At 71.7% G+C, this 15,379-nt stretch carries 13 protein-coding genes; 6 read left to right on the top strand and 7 right to left on the bottom strand.

The genetic code is table 11. The annotated features are described in order from the left end of the window. Position 1: 1 nt before the first annotated feature. From ACFYUS_RS38040 to ACFYUS_RS38025, 4 genes are all read right to left on the bottom strand, one after another. Entirely contained in the window at positions 2 to 718 is a 717-nt protein-coding gene (locus ACFYUS_RS38040; RefSeq protein WP_388862709.1) for a hypothetical protein, read from the bottom strand. 17 nt (positions 719 to 735) lie between these two features. Beyond that, positions 736 to 1,692: a DNA-3-methyladenine glycosylase family protein gene (locus ACFYUS_RS38035; protein WP_388862707.1), complete on the bottom strand. Its 957-nt coding sequence runs from the start codon at positions 1,690 to 1,692 to the stop codon at positions 736 to 738. 200 nt (positions 1,693 to 1,892) lie between these two features. After that, a complete protein-coding gene (locus ACFYUS_RS38030) occupies positions 1,893 to 2,975 on the bottom strand; it encodes a sugar phosphate nucleotidyltransferase (protein ID WP_388862705.1) in 1,083 nt (360 codons plus the stop codon). A gap of 116 nt (positions 2,976 to 3,091) precedes the next feature. Continuing rightward, positions 3,092 to 4,468 (bottom strand): peptidoglycan recognition protein, encoded by a 1,377-nt coding sequence (locus tag ACFYUS_RS38025; protein WP_388862703.1) that lies wholly within the window; start codon positions 4,466 to 4,468, stop codon positions 3,092 to 3,094. 137 nt (positions 4,469 to 4,605) lie between these two features. On the opposite strand from ACFYUS_RS38025, the gene ACFYUS_RS38020 reads away from it, so the two are divergent. The 4 genes from ACFYUS_RS38020 to ACFYUS_RS38005 all read left to right on the top strand — a co-directional run bounded on the left by ACFYUS_RS38020 (position 4,606) and on the right by ACFYUS_RS38005 (position 10,587). Continuing rightward, on the top strand, positions 4,606 to 5,358 hold the full coding sequence (locus ACFYUS_RS38020) for a TIGR03089 family protein (RefSeq protein WP_388862701.1): 753 nt from the start codon (positions 4,606 to 4,608) through the stop codon (positions 5,356 to 5,358). A 298-nt stretch (positions 5,359 to 5,656) separates the two neighbouring features. Beyond that, positions 5,657 to 6,829 carry an LCP family protein gene (locus tag ACFYUS_RS38015; protein ID WP_388862699.1) on the top strand — a complete coding sequence of 391 codons (1,173 nt, stop codon included), beginning with the start codon at positions 5,657 to 5,659 and terminating at the stop codon, positions 6,827 to 6,829. 230 nt (positions 6,830 to 7,059) lie between these two features. Then, positions 7,060 to 8,784 (top strand): LCP family protein, encoded by a 1,725-nt coding sequence (locus ACFYUS_RS38010; protein ID WP_388862697.1) that lies wholly within the window; start codon positions 7,060 to 7,062, stop codon positions 8,782 to 8,784. 51 nt (positions 8,785 to 8,835) lie between these two features. Next, complete coding sequence (locus ACFYUS_RS38005) at positions 8,836 to 10,587, top strand: LCP family protein (protein WP_388862695.1); 1,752 nt, start codon at positions 8,836 to 8,838, stop codon at positions 10,585 to 10,587. Between the two features lie 71 nt (positions 10,588 to 10,658). Here the strand turns inward: ACFYUS_RS38005 and ACFYUS_RS38000 are convergent, their stop codons facing one another. Next, positions 10,659 to 11,687 (bottom strand): glycosyltransferase family 2 protein, encoded by a 1,029-nt coding sequence (locus tag ACFYUS_RS38000; protein WP_388862693.1) that lies wholly within the window; start codon positions 11,685 to 11,687, stop codon positions 10,659 to 10,661. A gap of 212 nt (positions 11,688 to 11,899) precedes the next feature. Here ACFYUS_RS38000 and ACFYUS_RS37995 point away from each other — a divergent pair, with 212 nt between their 5' ends. Then, on the top strand, positions 11,900 to 13,273 hold the full coding sequence (locus ACFYUS_RS37995) for an LCP family protein (RefSeq protein ID WP_388862691.1): 1,374 nt from the start codon (positions 11,900 to 11,902) through the stop codon (positions 13,271 to 13,273). 12 nt (positions 13,274 to 13,285) lie between these two features. Here ACFYUS_RS37995 and ACFYUS_RS37990 read toward each other — a convergent pair whose 3' ends face one another. Next, the gene (locus ACFYUS_RS37990) at positions 13,286 to 13,831 is read right to left on the bottom strand and encodes an acyl-CoA thioesterase (RefSeq protein ID WP_388862689.1); all 546 of its coding nucleotides are present in this window, start codon (positions 13,829 to 13,831) and stop codon (positions 13,286 to 13,288) included. A 130-nt stretch (positions 13,832 to 13,961) separates the two neighbouring features. Here ACFYUS_RS37990 and ACFYUS_RS37985 point away from each other — a divergent pair, with 130 nt between their 5' ends. Next, positions 13,962 to 15,233, top strand: a complete 1,272-nt coding sequence (locus ACFYUS_RS37985) for an LCP family protein (protein WP_388862687.1) — start codon at positions 13,962 to 13,964, stop codon at positions 15,231 to 15,233. A gap of 50 nt (positions 15,234 to 15,283) precedes the next feature. Here ACFYUS_RS37985 and ACFYUS_RS37980 read toward each other — a convergent pair. After that, on the bottom strand, positions 15,284 to 15,379 hold a 96-nt coding region (locus ACFYUS_RS37980), incomplete at its 5' end, for an acyl-CoA dehydrogenase family protein (RefSeq protein ID WP_157849844.1).

Genomic DNA, 15,379 nt, shown 5'->3' with positions numbered 1-15,379 from the left:
GTCAGGAGTGGTACAGCAACCGGACGAGGATCGTCTCGTCCGGGAGGCTGTCCACGTACGCGTTGAAGTGCACGTTGTACGCGTGCGATCCGCCCTCCGCCCAGCGGCCGTCGACCGTGAGGAGCGCGACCGACGGCAGCACGTCCTGGGCCGCCCGCTCGACGAAGAACGCGCGGTCCACGCCGAACCACCCCTGCGGATCCCAGCCGAACCGCTCCTCCAGGGCGGGGTCGTCCTGGACCGCGCGCATCGCCGGCTGGCTCTCGAAGTCCTCCAGCGCGCGCTCGACGGGATAGGTCCCGGGCTCGTCGTGCGCCTTCTGACGGAAGTGCGCGTAGGGCAGGCACGGCGGGTGCAGGGCGGCGAACGCCTGCCACGCCTGCCACTGCCCGGCGGCCTCCTCGGCGGCCCGGCGGCGTCCCGTGTCCAGATCGAGCAGGCCCTTCGGACCGCCGTCGCACAGCCAGGAGGGACGCGGCGGGTCATCCGGCTCCTGGCCGTCCCGGACGATCAGCGGATCGTCCTCGTGGCCGCGCCGCACGGTGAACTCCAGGCCGCCCGAGGAGACGTACCAGTAGTCCCACTCCCCCTGCCACTCCTCGTCGCTCCTGCCGGTCTGCGCGTCGTACTCGAAGGGGGCCATCGCCGCCCTGAGCGCGGGACGCAGATCGTCGGGCGCGCACGGCGGCAGACAGACGGTGACGCGCTGCTTGGCCACGTTTTCCCCCCGGGGCGTCAGAGGGGCGCGATGTTACCGGGCGTCATGCGCGGGGCCCGGCGCGGTGGTACGCGGCCGCTGAGGAGGATCAGGCGGGCCGCGCGGTGGCGCTGGCCCGCGTACGGGGCCAGGAGCTCCAGCATCGTCTCGTCGTCCGCCGTGCGGTCGCCCGCGAGGGCCCAGCCGACGATGCCCGGGAGGTGGAGGTCGCCGGTGGTGACCTCGTCCGGGGCGCCGTTGCTGCGCTGGATCGTCTCGGCGCTCGTCCAGGGGCCGATGCCCGGGACCAGCTCCAGGCGCTTCCGTGCCGCCGGTCCGTCCATGTGCGCGGCCTCCTCCAGGCGGGCCGCGACCCGGGCCGCGCGGACGATCGTGGCGGAGCGCTTGCCGTCCACGTTCGCGCGGTGCCACTCCCAGGACGGGATCTGGGTCCACGCGCGCGCGTCCGGCATCACGTACATGCCGTCCGGGGCCGGGCCCGGGGCCGGCTCGCCGTACTTCCGTACGAGCGCCCTCCAGGATCCGTAGGCCTCGTGCGTCGTGACCTTCTGCTCCAGGACCGACGGGATCAGCGACTCCAGGACCAGGCCGGTACGGGTCAGGCGCAGGCCCGGGCGGCGGCGGTGGGTCGCCAGGACCAGCTTGTGGCGGGGGACGAAGGCGGAGGGGTCGTCCTCGGCGCCCAGGAGGGCCGGGAGGCGGTCCAGGAGCCAGCCCGCTCCGGAGCCCCAGGCCTCGGCGGCCACCTTGCCCTCGGCGATCCCGACACGGAGCGTGCCGGGGCCGTCCGGGGTGCGGCTGGCCCGCCAGACCGAGCCGTCCGGGGTCGCCCGGAAGGTGGGGTCGGCGGGGCCGCGGCGGAGGGGGCCGAGGGTGAGGCCGAGGTCCAGGGGGGCGTCTTCGGTGACGGGGAGCGGGAGGTGGCCGCCGCGGACTGTCGTGCGGGTGGGGTGGGGTGTGAAGCGGCCGGCCATGCGTATGAGCGTAGCCCGGTGTGGGCACACGGGACGGCGCCCTCTGCGGCGCCTCCGCCTTCCGTGCCCTGACCCGCACCACCTTGCGCGGCGCACGACGTGGTGCGGGTCCAGGCGCGTAAGCCTCTGGCGCCGGCAAGGGCGCCGTCCGTTGTGCCCACCCGTTCCGCCCCTTGCGGAACGCATGCCCACAACGGGGGCTACTGGTCCGAGGAGAAGCGGACCGCGCCCGCGGGGAGGGTGGTGTCGCACCAGACGCGGACGCCGTCGCGGAGTTCGTTGTCGGGGCCCACCTGGGCCCCGTCGCCGATGACGGCCCCGCTGAGCACCGTACGGGCGCCGATGCGGGCGCCCGCGCCGATCAGGGAGTCGGTGATCACCGCGCCGGGTTCGACGATCGCGCCGGCGAGGAGGGTGGAGCCCGTGACGCGGGCTCCTTCGCCGACCACCGCGTCCGCGCCCACCACCGTGCCGCCGGTCAGCTTGGCGTCCGGGGCGACGCGTGCCGACGGGAGGACCAGGCGGTCGCCGCAGCGGCCCGGGACGGCCGGGGAGGGCGCGCGGCCCAGGACCAGGTCGGCGGAGCCGCGGACGAAGGCCTGCGGGGTGCCGAGGTCCAGCCAGTAGGTGGAGTCGACCATGCCCTGGAGGTGGGCGCCGGAGGAGAGGAGCTCCGGGAACGTCTCTCGTTCCACCGAGACCGGGCGGCCCGTGGGGATCGTGTCGATGATCGAGCGCTTGAAGACGTACGCGCCCGCGTTGATCTGGTCCGTGACGATCTCCTCCGGCGTCTGCGGCTTCTCCAGGAAGGCCGTGACGCGGCCGGTGGCGTCCGTGGGGACCAGGCCGAAGGCGCGCGGGTCCTCGACCCGGGTGAGGTGGAGCGAGACGTCCGCGCCGGAGGAGGAGTGGGTCGCGACGAGGGCCTGGATGTCCAGGCCCGTGAGGATGTCCCCGTTGAAGATGAGGACCGGCTCGTCGGGGCCCGAGTGGAGGCGCGAGGCGACGTTGCGTATCGCGCCTCCGGTGCCGAGGGGCTCCTCCTCGGTGACGTACTCCAGGCTCAGGCCGAGGTCGGAGCCGTCACCGAAGTGCGGCTCGAAGACCTCGGCCAGGTAGGAGGTGGCGAGCACGATGTGCTCGACGCCGGCGGCACGGGCCCGGGCCAGCTGATGGGTCAGGAAGGGGACGCCCGCCGCCGGGACCATGGGCTTGGGCGTGTTGACCGTGAGGGGTCGCAGCCGTGTGCCCTTGCCACCGACCAGGAGGATCGCTTCTGTCACCTTGTCGTCTCTGCTTCCTGTTCGGGGCCGGTCAGCTCGCCCGTCTCGGTCGTCCGTGCGATATGACCGGTCAGTTTATGCAGATGGTTGCCTCCATGCCCCCATCCGCGACCCCGTCAGGGCCTTCCCTGGTACGTGGCCGAGCTCGTACGGGCCGCGCCGAGCTTGTCGTAGAGATGTGCGCCGGGGCATTCCGTCGCGAATCCGTCGCGGTGTCCGGCGATGGCGTTGAACCGCACCTTCGTGCCCTTCTTGTACAGGTTTCCGCCACCTGAGACCAGGTACGACGTGCCCTTCGGATTCACCCCGTGCAGCCCGAGCTTCCAGGCCGTCAGGCGTGCGACGGCGGTCACGACGGCGGCCGGCGGGTTGCTCTTGGTGAAGGTGCCGAGGACGGCGATGCCCATGCTGTTGGTGTTGAAGCCGAGGGTGTGGGCGCCGAGGACCGGCTTGGCGATGCCGCCGGCCCGGCCTTCGTAGATGTTTCCGCACTTGTCGACGGCGAAGTTGTAGCCGAAGTCCCGCCAGCCACTGCTCAGGACGTGGTAGCGGTAGATGCTGCGCAGCACCGTGGGGGCCTTGCTGCAGGTGTAGTTGTTGCCGGTGGCGCTGTGGTGGACGAAGGCCGCCTTGATGGTGCTCGTGTAGACGAAGCCCTTCTCGCGGATGCTCTCGTCCGCGCCCCAGCCCTTACGGGTGATGATCTTGGGCTGGGGGCCGATGTACGGCTTCGCCGCGGCGGCGGCCGGGGCCGCTTGCGCCTGCGGCATGCTCCGGGCCTCGCGCTCGGTCTCCTCCTTCGAGAGGGCCGGGATCCAGGCCGCGCCGTACGGGGCGAGCTGGGCGTTCACCGCGCTCGCGGCGGCCTCCGCCGCGCTCATGCCGGCGGGGGCCATGGCGCTGCGGGTCCGGGGAACGGCCTGCTCGGGCGCGGTCCGCTCCGGTGCGACCGCCGGGCCCTCGCCCGGGTCCACCAGTTCCAGCCGCAGGCCCGCCGGGAGGGCTTCCCGCCCCCGTACGCGGATCTCGACGCCGTCCGAGTCGCCCACCCACAGCGGGGCCGTGGAGCCGCGGAGCGCCCGGGCGGAGCCCTCGGCGGTGTCGGGGTCGGCACCGTGCTCCTCGTTGTGGGTCTCGACGTCCTGCCACGCGGACCAGGCGCCGCCACCGGCGGCCCGGGTGCGGACCTGCACGGTGCCGTGCAGCGGGACCGTCGGGTCGTCCCAGACGACGCCGACGAGCGAGAAGGGCCTGACGTCGCGCCGGGTGAGCCCCTGCTCGCCCGAGCCGGCCGTCCCGCCGAGCGCGCGGGTGGCGGCGCCGAGCGGTTCGAGGGGCAGCGACTGGGTGGAGCCCGGCAGTTCGGGCGCGGGTGGCAGGGCGGAGGCGGCCGCGGGTGGCGCCGAGGCCGCCGCCGGCGCGGTGAGGGAGACCGGCAGGGCGAGTACCGCCGCGCAGGTGACGGCGATCGAGGAGGCGAGTGAGGCACGCATGGGCCGATCGTGCGTACCGCCGGGGCGTTCCGCGCGCCGGGAACCGGCCCGGAAACTGACGGGCCGTCGGTCCGACCGGAGGACGGCGTCACCGGTACGGCGGACCCCGGCGCACGCGCCCGCGTACGCTGTCCGGCGTGAACGCCAGCGACCGCACCCCCGCCGACCTGCTGCGATCCGCGCTCGCCGCGGACCCCGCCCGCCCCTTGGTCACCTTCTACGACGACGCCACCGGTGAGCGCGTGGAATTGTCCGTCGCCACCTTCGCCAATTGGGTGGCCAAGACGGCGAACCTGCTCCAGGGCGAGCTGTCCGCCGGGCCCGGCGACCGGCTCGCGCTGCTGCTGCCCTCGCACTGGCAGAGCGCCGTCTGGCTGCTCGCCTGCTCGTCCGTCGGCGTGGTCGCGGAGATCGGCGGCGACCCGGCGGACGCGGACGTCGTGGTCGCGGGGCCGGACACCCTGGAGGCGGGTCTCGCCTGCTCCGGGGAGCGGATCGCGCTCTCCCTGGCCCCGCTGGGCCGCCGCTTCCCGGCCGCGCCCGCCGGATACGCGGACTACGCGGTCGAGGTGCCGAGCCAGGGCGACCGTTTCGCCCCGTTCGTGCCGGTCGATCCGGAGGCTCCCGCGCTCGTCGTCGACGGTACGGAACGCAGCGCCGCCCAGCTCGTCGAGCAGGCCCGCACGGACGCCGCGGCCCTCGGCCTCGCCCCCGGCTCCCGCCTCCTCTCCGGCCTCGGCTACGGGGACTGGCAGGGCCTCTCGTCCGGCCTGTACGCCCCCCTGGCGTCCGGCGCCTCCGTGGTCCTCTGCCGGAACCTGCACGAACTGGGCGCCGAGGGCCTGGAGAAGCGCGTGGAGAGCGAGCGGGTCACCCATTCGGCCCTCTGAGTGGCTCCCTCGCCGGGGCGGCCCTCCGAGCCGTCCCGGCTCCTGCCCGAGAGGCGCGCCTGTCCGTCCCCGGGCCGCACGCGACCATCGGCACCAGCCGAGCGCCCAGCCGCCCCGTTCCGGCATCCACCCCGACACACCTGGGCGCGGGTCCACCACCAGAACCGCCGAGTCCGGTACATGATCGGCCGGGGGGAGTCGACTCCTTCCGCACAACCATGCGTCGGGTTCGGCCGTCTCCTTCTGTGACCGGTGGACGCCCGGCGCGCCGCCGACGCCATGAAGGACGGACCCAGACGTGACGGACCGCGCAGGCACGCCCGCCGAACCGGATCCCCCCGCGGCGGAGGACGCTCCGGAGAAGCCGCGCCGGCGCCGCCACTGGCTGCGCTGGACGGCCCTCGGGTGCTCGGTCGTCGTACTGGCCGCCGCCGGGGTCGGCTGGTGGTTCTACCGGAAGCTCGACGACAACATCACCACCGACACCACCGCCGCCGACGAGCTGAAGAAGTACGAGAAGGAGCGCCCTCCGGCGGGCACCACGACCGCCCTGAACATCCTGGTCATCGGCTCGGACACCCGGGCCGGCGCGGGCAACCGCCCGTACGGCAAGGACGAGGGCACCCAGCGCTCCGACACGACGATCCTGCTGCACCTCGCGGCCGGGAAGTCGAGCGCGACGGCCGTCTCCCTGCCCCGGGACCTGATGGTGACGATCCCGAGCTGCCACAGGACGGACGGGACGCGCACCCGGGAGCAGTTCGCGCAGTTCAACTGGGCCTTCGAGTTCGGCGGTACGGCGTGCACGATCCGTACCGTCGAGAAGCTGACCGGCATCCGGATCGACCACCACATGGTGATCGACTTCCGGGGCTTCAAGAAGATGGTGGACGCCGTGGACGGCGTGGAGGTCTGCCTGAAGGAGCCCGTGGACGACCGGGACGCGAAGCTGAAGCTGCCCGCGGGCCGCCAGACGCTCCACGGGGAGCAGGCCCTCGGTTTCGTACGGGCCCGCAAGTCGATCGGGAACGGCAGCGACACGGAACGCATGGACCGCCAGCAGCAGTTCCTCGGCGCCCTCGTCAAGAAGGTGCAGAGCGACGGCGTCCTGCTCAACCCGACCAAGCTCTACCCGGTCCTGGACGCGGCCACGAAGGCGATCACCACGGACCCGGGCCTCGACTCGCTGCGGGACCTGTACGACCTGGCGCGGGCGATGCGCTCCATCCCGACCAAGAAGGTGCAGTTCCTCACCGTCCCGCGCCGGGCCTACCGATACGACCCGAACAGGGACGAACTGGTGCAACCTGCGGCGAGTCAACTCTTCAAGCAGCTGCGCGAGGACAAGCCCGTACTGGTGACACCCGAGCCGGCCGGCACCGACGGGAAGCCCGACGGGGACGGCACGACGCCGCCGTCGGCGACGCCGACCTTCACGGGGCGGAACGCCGCGGAAGGGGTGTGCGAGTAAAGCGCGACCCAAAGGGAGAGTTGAGAGCGATGAGGTTTGGGCAAATTGCCCGGTTGTAAGGGGCGTGGAATTTGTCACGGACGTCGCCCCACGCTGAACTGGGCGGATAGTGTGACGCGATCCGGTGCACCCCGACCGCGTGGTCGCACTCATAAGGATCGAACGACCGAGAGAGCGGCGCCCTGTGGGGGAGGCGCCTCGCGTGGCACCGACGGAGGACTCGAGTAACCGTGGACGCGCACAGCCGTGGACGGGCGGACGAGATCGACCCCGCCGACCAGTGGGTCCTCAACCCGCGGACCGGCAACTACGAACTGCGACTGGACCACTCCGCTGGGCAGTCGCAGCCCCAGGCCCCTTCCCGCCCCCGCAGATCCGCCCCCGCACCGGCCCCCGCCTCCACGCCCGTGGAGGCCCCCGTCCCCGGCCAGCGCCGCCGCCGCGCCCCCGAGGAGCCCGCCGACGCCCAGGTCCCGGCCCAGGGCCGCCGCAAGCGCAAGCAGGGCACGAGCCGCAAGAAGAAGGTCCTGCTGTGGACCGGCGGCACGATGGCGTTCGTCCTGGTGGGCGGCGCGGCCGGCGCGTACGCGCTCTACAACAAGCTCAACAACAACCTCGACGTCGTCGACGTCGTCGGCAAGAAGACCAACGCCGGATTCGCCAAGGGCAAGGCCTTCAACATCCTGGTCATCGGCACCGACAAGCGGACCGGCGAGGGCAACGGGGGCTACGGCGACAAGAACAGCCCCGGCCACGCCGACACCACGATCCTCTTCCACGTCTCCAAGGACCGGACGAACGCCACGGCGCTGTCCATCCCGCGCGACATGAAGACGGACATCCCCGAGTGCCAGACGCGCGCGGCCGGCGGGACCATCAAGACGATCCCCGGCCAGACGGACGTCCGCTTCAACGTGAGCCTCGGGCAGGACGGCCGCGACCCCGGCTGTGTCATGCGTACGGTCGAGGAACTGACCGGCGTGACGGTCGACCACTTCATGATGGCCGACTTCAACGCCGTCAAGGAGATGACGACCGCCGTCGGCGGCGTGAAGGTCTGCGTCGAGAAGGCCGTCAACGACCCGAAGTCGCATCTGAAGCTGCCCCCCGGCGAGTCGACCGTCCAGGGCGAGCAGGCCCTCGCCTTCGTCCGCACCCGGCACAGCTTCGGCAACGAGAGCGACCTGGACCGCATCAAGGTCCAGCAGCAGTTCCTGAGTTCGATGATCCGGCAGATGAAGTCGGACGACACGCTGACGGACCCGGGCAAGCTGTACGACCTCGCCAACGCGGCGACGAGCGCCCTCACCGTCGACTCGGGCATAGGCTCGCTCACCAAGCTCGAGGACCTGGCCCGCGAGCTGTCCTCGATCGACACCAAGAACATCGCGTTCACGACCCTGCCGGTCATCGACAACCCGAACGAGCCGCCGAACAGGCGGGCCACGGTCGTCCCCGACCCGGTCAAGGCGCCGCAGCTGTTCGCGATGCTGCAGTCCGACACCTCGCTCACCGAGGTGAAGAAGCAGCAGCAGGACGCCAAGAACGCGCAGGCCGCGCTCCTCAAGGGCACGCGGTCCACCGCCGCCGAGGTGCGCGTCGACGTCTACAACGGCAGCGGGGTCCGGGGCGCGGCCCAGTCGACCATCAACTGGCTGCAGAACGACCAGGGCGTGAGCCGCTCCACCAACAAGAGCAACGCCCCCGAGAAGGCGGCGAAGACCACGCTCACCTATGCACCGAACCAGGCCGATCAGGCCCGCAAACTCGCGGACATGATGGGTCTGCCGGCCTCGGCGCTCAAGCCGGGCACACAGGACGCCGCGGAACGCGAGCCCATGACGCTCGTCCTCGGCGCCGACTTCAAGGGCGCGGGGGTGCCCATCGCCGGACCGGCAAAGGCGCCGAAGGATCTGGTGAAGGTAGAAGCTGACAAGCAGGTGTGCGCCAAGTAGCCCGGAAACACCGGGGTTTGACGCACTTCTGACCTGACGAGGGGACCTGGGGTGGGACAGAGCAGCGTGCGTGGGGAGGGAACGCGGAAGAGCGTTCCGCGCGCCCGTGAACTGGGCTGGGACGACGACCTGTACGGCGCCGGCGAGGCGACCGGCGCGGGCGGCGACGCTCCCGGCGAGGAGGAGGCCTCCTCCTCGCCGACGCGCGCCGAACGGCGACGCGGCGGCGGGAAGGGCGGCGGCACGGGCCCGAACGGACGCGCCGCCACGCGCCGGCGTGCCAAGAAGACCGGCAAACGCAAGGCGCTGCGCTGGACGGCGATCACCCTGGCCCTGCTGATACTTGGGACGGCCGGCGCCGGATACCTGTACTACGAGCACCTCAACGGCAACATCCGCGGCGGGTCGCGGGCGGGCGGCGACAGCGGCGTCAAGAAGGCCGCGCCGAACGCGCTCGGCGACACCCCGCTGAACATCCTGCTCATCGGCTCCGACAGCCGGAACGACGAGAAGAACATCGCCCTCGGCGGCGGCCGGGACGACAAGGACCGCAAGCCCCTCGCCGACGTGCAGATGCTGCTGCACGTCTCGGCCGACCGGAAGAACGCCTCGGTCGTCTCGATCCCGCGCGACACCGTCCTCCACATCCCGGAGTGCAAGGACAAGGACGGCACGCGCTACCCCGCCACCGACAACCGGCCCATCAACGAGTCGCTCCAGCGCGGCGGTCCCGGCTGCACCCTCACCACCTGGGAGAGCCTCACCGGGATCTACATCGACCACTGGGTCATGGTCGACTTCGCCGGTGTCGTGGCCATGGCCGACGAGGTCGGCGGCGTCCCGGTCTGTGTGAAGTCCGGTGTCAGCGACCACCCGACCAAGGCGCAGCCCGGTGGCTCCCACCTGAAGCTGCCCGAGGGGACGCACGAGGTCAAGGGCGTCCAGGCGCTCCAGTGGCTGCGCACCCGGCACGCCTTCGGCAGCGACCAGAACCGCGCCAAGGCCCAGCACATGTACATGAACGGCATGGTCGAGAAGCTCCAGAAGCAGAACGCCTGGACCGACACCGGCCGCCTCATGGGCCTGGCGGAGACCGCCACCGACGCGCTCCAGGTCTCCGACGAGATCAAGTCGGTCAAGGGGCTCTTCGGTCTGTCGATGCAGCTCAAGAACGTGAAGCTGAACCGCCTCACCACGGCGAACATCCCGACGGCGGAGTGGCCGCAGGACCACAACAAGAACATCCTGATCAAGTCCGCGGCCGACAAGATGTTCCGGATGCTCCGCGACGACGTCGCCTTCGACAAGAACGGCGACCCGGCCGGCGCCAAGCCGAAGCCGACCGCCTCGACCAAGCCCAAGGCCACCGCCGAGGCGCCCGGTTCGCTCGGCGTGACGGTCGTCAACGGCACCGGCAGCGACACCGAGCCCGCCGCCGAGGGCCGCGCCCGCGCGATCACCGAGCTCCTCCAGGGCAAGGGCTTCGCGCAGGCCGAGTCCTCCCAGGAGGGCGGCAACCGCCCGGACACCGTGGTCACCTACCCCAAGGGGGACGGCGACCAGGGCAGGGCGAACGCCCAGTCCGTGGCCAAGGCGCTCGGGCTGCCCGACTCGGCCGTCCGGGCGGACGCGAAGGCCGAGAACCTCACGCTCGTCGTGGGCGCCGACTGGCGCGAGGGAACGGTCTACAAGAAGCAGGCCACCGAGGCCGGTGACATCCCGGACGGCGCGCAGGTGATCCGCGGCGACGAGAAGGACTGCATGACCATCTTCGACCCCTACAAGTGGGACGGAAAGAGCTGACACGCGCGACACGGCGAAGGCCGGACCCCTGGAAAGGGGTCCGGCCTTCGCCGTGTCGTGCTCGCGGTGCGTCAGACGCGCTCCGCCGTCACCGCCGGCCGGCGGCTCGCGATGACCTTCTTCGCGAGGGAGCGGGGGCTGGTGAGGAAGCCGAAGCCCCAGGACATGTGCATGGTCGCCAGGGCCACCGGGATCTGCAGGCGGGCCTTCAGGGGCAGGCCCTTGCCCGCCGGGAGGGAGCCGGCCGTGATCGCGGCGAGGTAGCCCGCCGGGATCACGAAGCCCAGCGGGGTGAGGGCGGCGCCCACGACGAGGCCGGCGGCGATCGCGACGACGGCGGTCGGCGGGGCCAGGTAGCGCAGGTTGATGGAGCCGGCGTGGTAGCGGGCCACCACGTGGCGCCAGCGGCCGTAGTCCTTGTACTGCTTGGCGAGGGCCTTCACGGAGGGGCGGGGGCGGTACTGGACGCGGAGCTCCGGGGAGAACCAGATCAGGCCGCCGGCCTCGCGGATGCGGAAGTTCAGCTCCCAGTCCTGGGCGCGGATGAACTCCACGTTGTAGCCGCCCTGCTGCTCCAGCGCCTCGCGCCGGAAGACGCCCAGGTAGACGGTCTCCGCCGGGCCCGCCTCGCCGCCCGTGTGGAAGGCGGCGTTGCCCACGCCGATCTTCGAGGTCATCGCGGCGGCGACCGCGTCCTCCCAGGCGTTCTCGCCCTCGGCGTGCATGACACCGCCGACGTTCTGCGCGCCCGTCTCCTCCAGGAGCCGGACGGCGGTCGCGATGTAGTTCGGGGAGAGCATGCCGTGGCCGTCGACGCGTACCACGATCGGGTGGTGGGAGGCCTGGATCGCCGCGTTGAGGGCGGCGGGGGTACGGCCGGTCGGGTTCGGCACCGTGATGACGCGGCGCTTGCCCGAAGCGGTCTCGCGGACGAGCTCGGCGGCGATCTCGTCCGTGCGGTCCGTGGACGGACCGAGGGCGATCACCACCTCCATCTCGCCGTCGTACTCCTGCTCCAGGATGTGACGAACCGAGGTGCGCAGATACCGCTCCTCGTTGAGGACCGGCATGATCACGGAGACGGGGGGCGTGGCGTTCATTGCCCGTCACGTTACCGCGAACGGGGGACACCGGTGCGCGCCGAGCGGGTGGTGCGCCCTTGGGCTGATCGTATGGGCCTACCGTGCTCACGGTTCCCCTGTCACACCCGCGGAGGTGTCCGTCCGTGCCCACACCGCCCCGCACGCCCCGTCCCCGGCCCGCCGCCCGTCGCGCACCGGTCCGCCGGCGGCGGAGGCGCCCCCGGTGGGGGATGCGGATGGCGACGGCGCTCTCCGTGACGGTCCTCACGGCCGGGGGGATCGGGCACGCCGTGGTGGCCGGCCTGGACACCGGGATCACCCGGGTCGACCCCTTCAAGGACATGAAGAACCGGCCGCAGGCCGGGCACGGGATGAACGTGCTGGTCGTCGGGACCGACGGGCGGGACCGGATCACGCCCGAGGAGAAGAAGAAGTACCGGCTCGGCGGTGCGCCCTGCCACTGCACCGACACCGTCATGCTCGTGCACATCTCGGAGGACCGGGAGCGGGCGAGCGTCGTCAGCCTGCCCCGCGACTCGTACGCCGAGATGCCCGAGCACACCGACCTGAACAGCGGCGTGAAGCACCGGGCCCACCCCGTGAAGCTGAACGCGGCCTATGCCGAGGGCGGGCCCGGTCTCACCGTGCGGACCGTCGAGTCGATGACCGGCGTGAAGATCGACCACTACCTGGAGGTCGACTTCACCAGCTTCATGCGGACCGTGGACGCGGTCGGCGGGGTGCAGATCTGTACGACGCGGCCCCTGAAGGACGCGTACACCGGGCTCGACCTGTCCCCCGGCACCCATGAGCTGGACGGCGGGCAGGCCCTGCAGTACGTGCGCTCCCGGCACATCGACGGGGCCGCCGACCTCGGCCGGATGCAGCGGCAGCAGCGGTTCCTGGCGGCGCTGATCGACCGGGTGACGAACGGCGGGGTGCTGCTCAATCCGGTGCGGTTCCGCGAGGTCGCGACGACGATGCTGGGATCCGTACGGGCCGACGAGGAGTTCGGTACGGATCAGCTCCTCGCCCTCGCCAAGGCGATGCACGGCTTCACCCCGGCCTCGTCGGAGTTCGTGTCCGTGCCGATCGGCGACATGAGCTTCCCCGTGAAGGGCATCGGCTCGACCGTGAAGTGGGACGCGGCCAAGGCCCAGAAGCTCTTCCAGGCCCTGCGGGACGACCAGCCGCTCGCCACCTCCGCGCAGAAGGCGGCGAGCTCCTCGAAGGCCCCCCGGGCGGTCGTCGTCGACGTGCCGCCGCGCACGGTCCGCGTGCAGGTCTACAACGGGACCCGGACCGACGGCCTCGGCCGCAAGGTGGACGACGCCCTGCGCGCGACCGGCTTCGACACGACCCGCACGCCGGTGACCGGTTCCCCGCAGAAGCGGACCCTCGTGGAGTACGACCCGCGCTGGGACCGGTCCGCCGAGTCGCTGGCGGCCGCGCTGCCGGGGGCGGAGCTGCGGGCGGTCGCGGGGCGGGGCGGGACGCTGCGGGTGACCGTGGGGAGCGACTACAAGGGCGTCACGGCCGTGCGGTCGGAGGAGGGCGGGCGGCCCTTCGAGGCGGTCACCGGGGACAAGGTGGTGTGTCCGTAGGACGCGGGCGCCTCAGTCCTCGTAGCCCTCGGCCGCGCGGCGTTCGCGGAGTTCCTTGATGGCCTGGCGGCGGGCCAGGCGGTGGGTGCGGCGGATCTGGGCCTCCTGGTTGCGGCGCTTGTCCTGCTCGGTCTCCGGGACGACCTGGGGGACCGGGCGGGGCTTGCCCTCGGCGTCGACGGCCGCGAAGACGAGGTAGGCGGAGCCGACCTGGGTGGCGGGCGTGGACTCGTTCCAGCGCTCGGCCATGACCCGTACGCCGACCTCCATGGAGGAGCGGCCGGTCCAGTTGACCTGGGCCTTGACGTGGAGGAGGTCACCGACGCGGACGGGCTCCAGGAAGGCCATCTCGTCCATGGAGGCGGTGACGGCGGGGCCGCCGGAGTGCCGGCCCGCGACGGCGCCCGCCGCGTCGTCCACCAGCTTCATGATCACGCCGCCGTGCACCGTCCCCAGGAGGTTGGTGTCGTGGCTGGTCATGATGTGGCTGAGGGTGGTGCGGGAGGCGGAGGTCGGCTTGCCCGGGAGGTCGTCGGGGGTATCGCCCTGATCTGTCATGCCCTCCACCATATGCCGGGCCCTCGCGCGGTCGCCGATCGGTCCGGTTTGCATCAGCTTGGCAACAGCCCCGGTCCGATCTTCCCCCCGGGCTGTCGCCGGGAAAGCCCTGCCCGTCACACTGGTCCGTATGAATGACTGGCCCGAAGACGGCGGATACGGCCGCGGCAGCGCGAACTCCCAGCCCGAGGGACCCCGCCGGATGAGCCATGTGCAGCGCCCGCAGGTTCCGCAGCAGCCGCCGCGCTCCCCTCAGGGCCACGGCCAGGGTTACAACCCGAACTTCACGCAGGCGCGGAACGAGGGCTACGACTCCGGCTACAGCCAGGGCCAGGTCTACGGCGGCCCCCAGCAGCACCAGGGCGGCGGCCGGGGCGGCGTCCCCCCGCAGTACACGCCGCAGGGGCCGGGCCGTCCCGCGCCGGACTGGCGCAAGCGGATCAAGATCGGCTCGATCGTGCTCGCCGTGGTCGTCGTCGGCTGGAGCGTCGGCACGTACGCCTGGGCCAGCTCGAAGATGCGCAACGAGGTCGATCTCTCCAAGGTCATCGAGCGGCCGGAGGAGGGCGACTGCACGACGTACCTGATCGTCGGCTCCGACAGCCGCGAGGGCATGTCCGCCGAGGAGAAGAAGAAGCTCCACACCGGCTCCGCCGAGGGCAAGCGGACCGACTCGATGATGATCCTCGCGGCCTGCTCCAGCGGGAACACGATGGTCTCGCTGCCCCGTGACTCCTGGGTGACGATCCCGAACTTCGTCGGCTCCGAGTCGGGCAAGTCGTACCCGGCCCGCGGCGGCTCCAAGCTGAACGCGGCCTACGCGATGGACGGCCCCGAACTGCTCGTGCGGACCGTCGAGTTCAACACCGGCCTGCGCATCGACCACTACGCGGAGATCGGCTTCGCCGGCTTCGCGAACATCGTGGACGCGCTCGGCGGCGTCGAGCTGAACATCGACAAGGGCTTCAAGGACAAGAAGTCCGGCGCGAACTTCCAGGCGGGCACGCAGACCCTCAACGGCGAGCAGGCCCTGGCCTTCGTCCGCACCCGGTACGCCTTCGCCGAGTCGGACCTCCAGCGGACGAAGAACCAGCAGAAGTTCCTGAACGCCCTGGCCAACCAGGCGGCGACGCCGGGCACGATCCTCAACCCGTTCGCGCTGTACCCGACGCTCGGCGCCGGCCTGGACACGCTGATCGTGGACAAGGACATGTCGCTGTACGACCTCGGGAAGATGTTCTTCGCGATGAAGGGCATCAACAGCGGCGACGGCAAGTCGATGAACATGCCCATCAACGGCACCGCGCCGCAGAACTCCCTGAAGTGGGACATGCCGAAGGTGAAGCAGCTCGTCGAGCAGATCAAGAACGACGAGAAGGTCACGGTCACGTCCAGCCGTTGAGCCGTGCGGAGAAGGGGCGCCCTCCCGGGGAGGGCGCCCCTTCGTCGTGCCTACGGGAGGTTGCGGGCCATGACGATGCGCTGGACCTGGTTGGTGCCCTCGTAGATCTGGGTGATCTTGGCGTCGCGCATCATGCGCTCGACGGG

It is taken from the genome of Streptomyces sp. NPDC004284 (assembly GCF_042874035.1).
Taxonomy (GTDB): Bacteria; Actinomycetota; Actinomycetes; order Streptomycetales; family Streptomycetaceae; genus Streptomyces.
The sequence above is the reverse complement of the archived record's forward strand: the minus strand, read 5'-3'. Positions and strand labels throughout refer to the sequence as shown.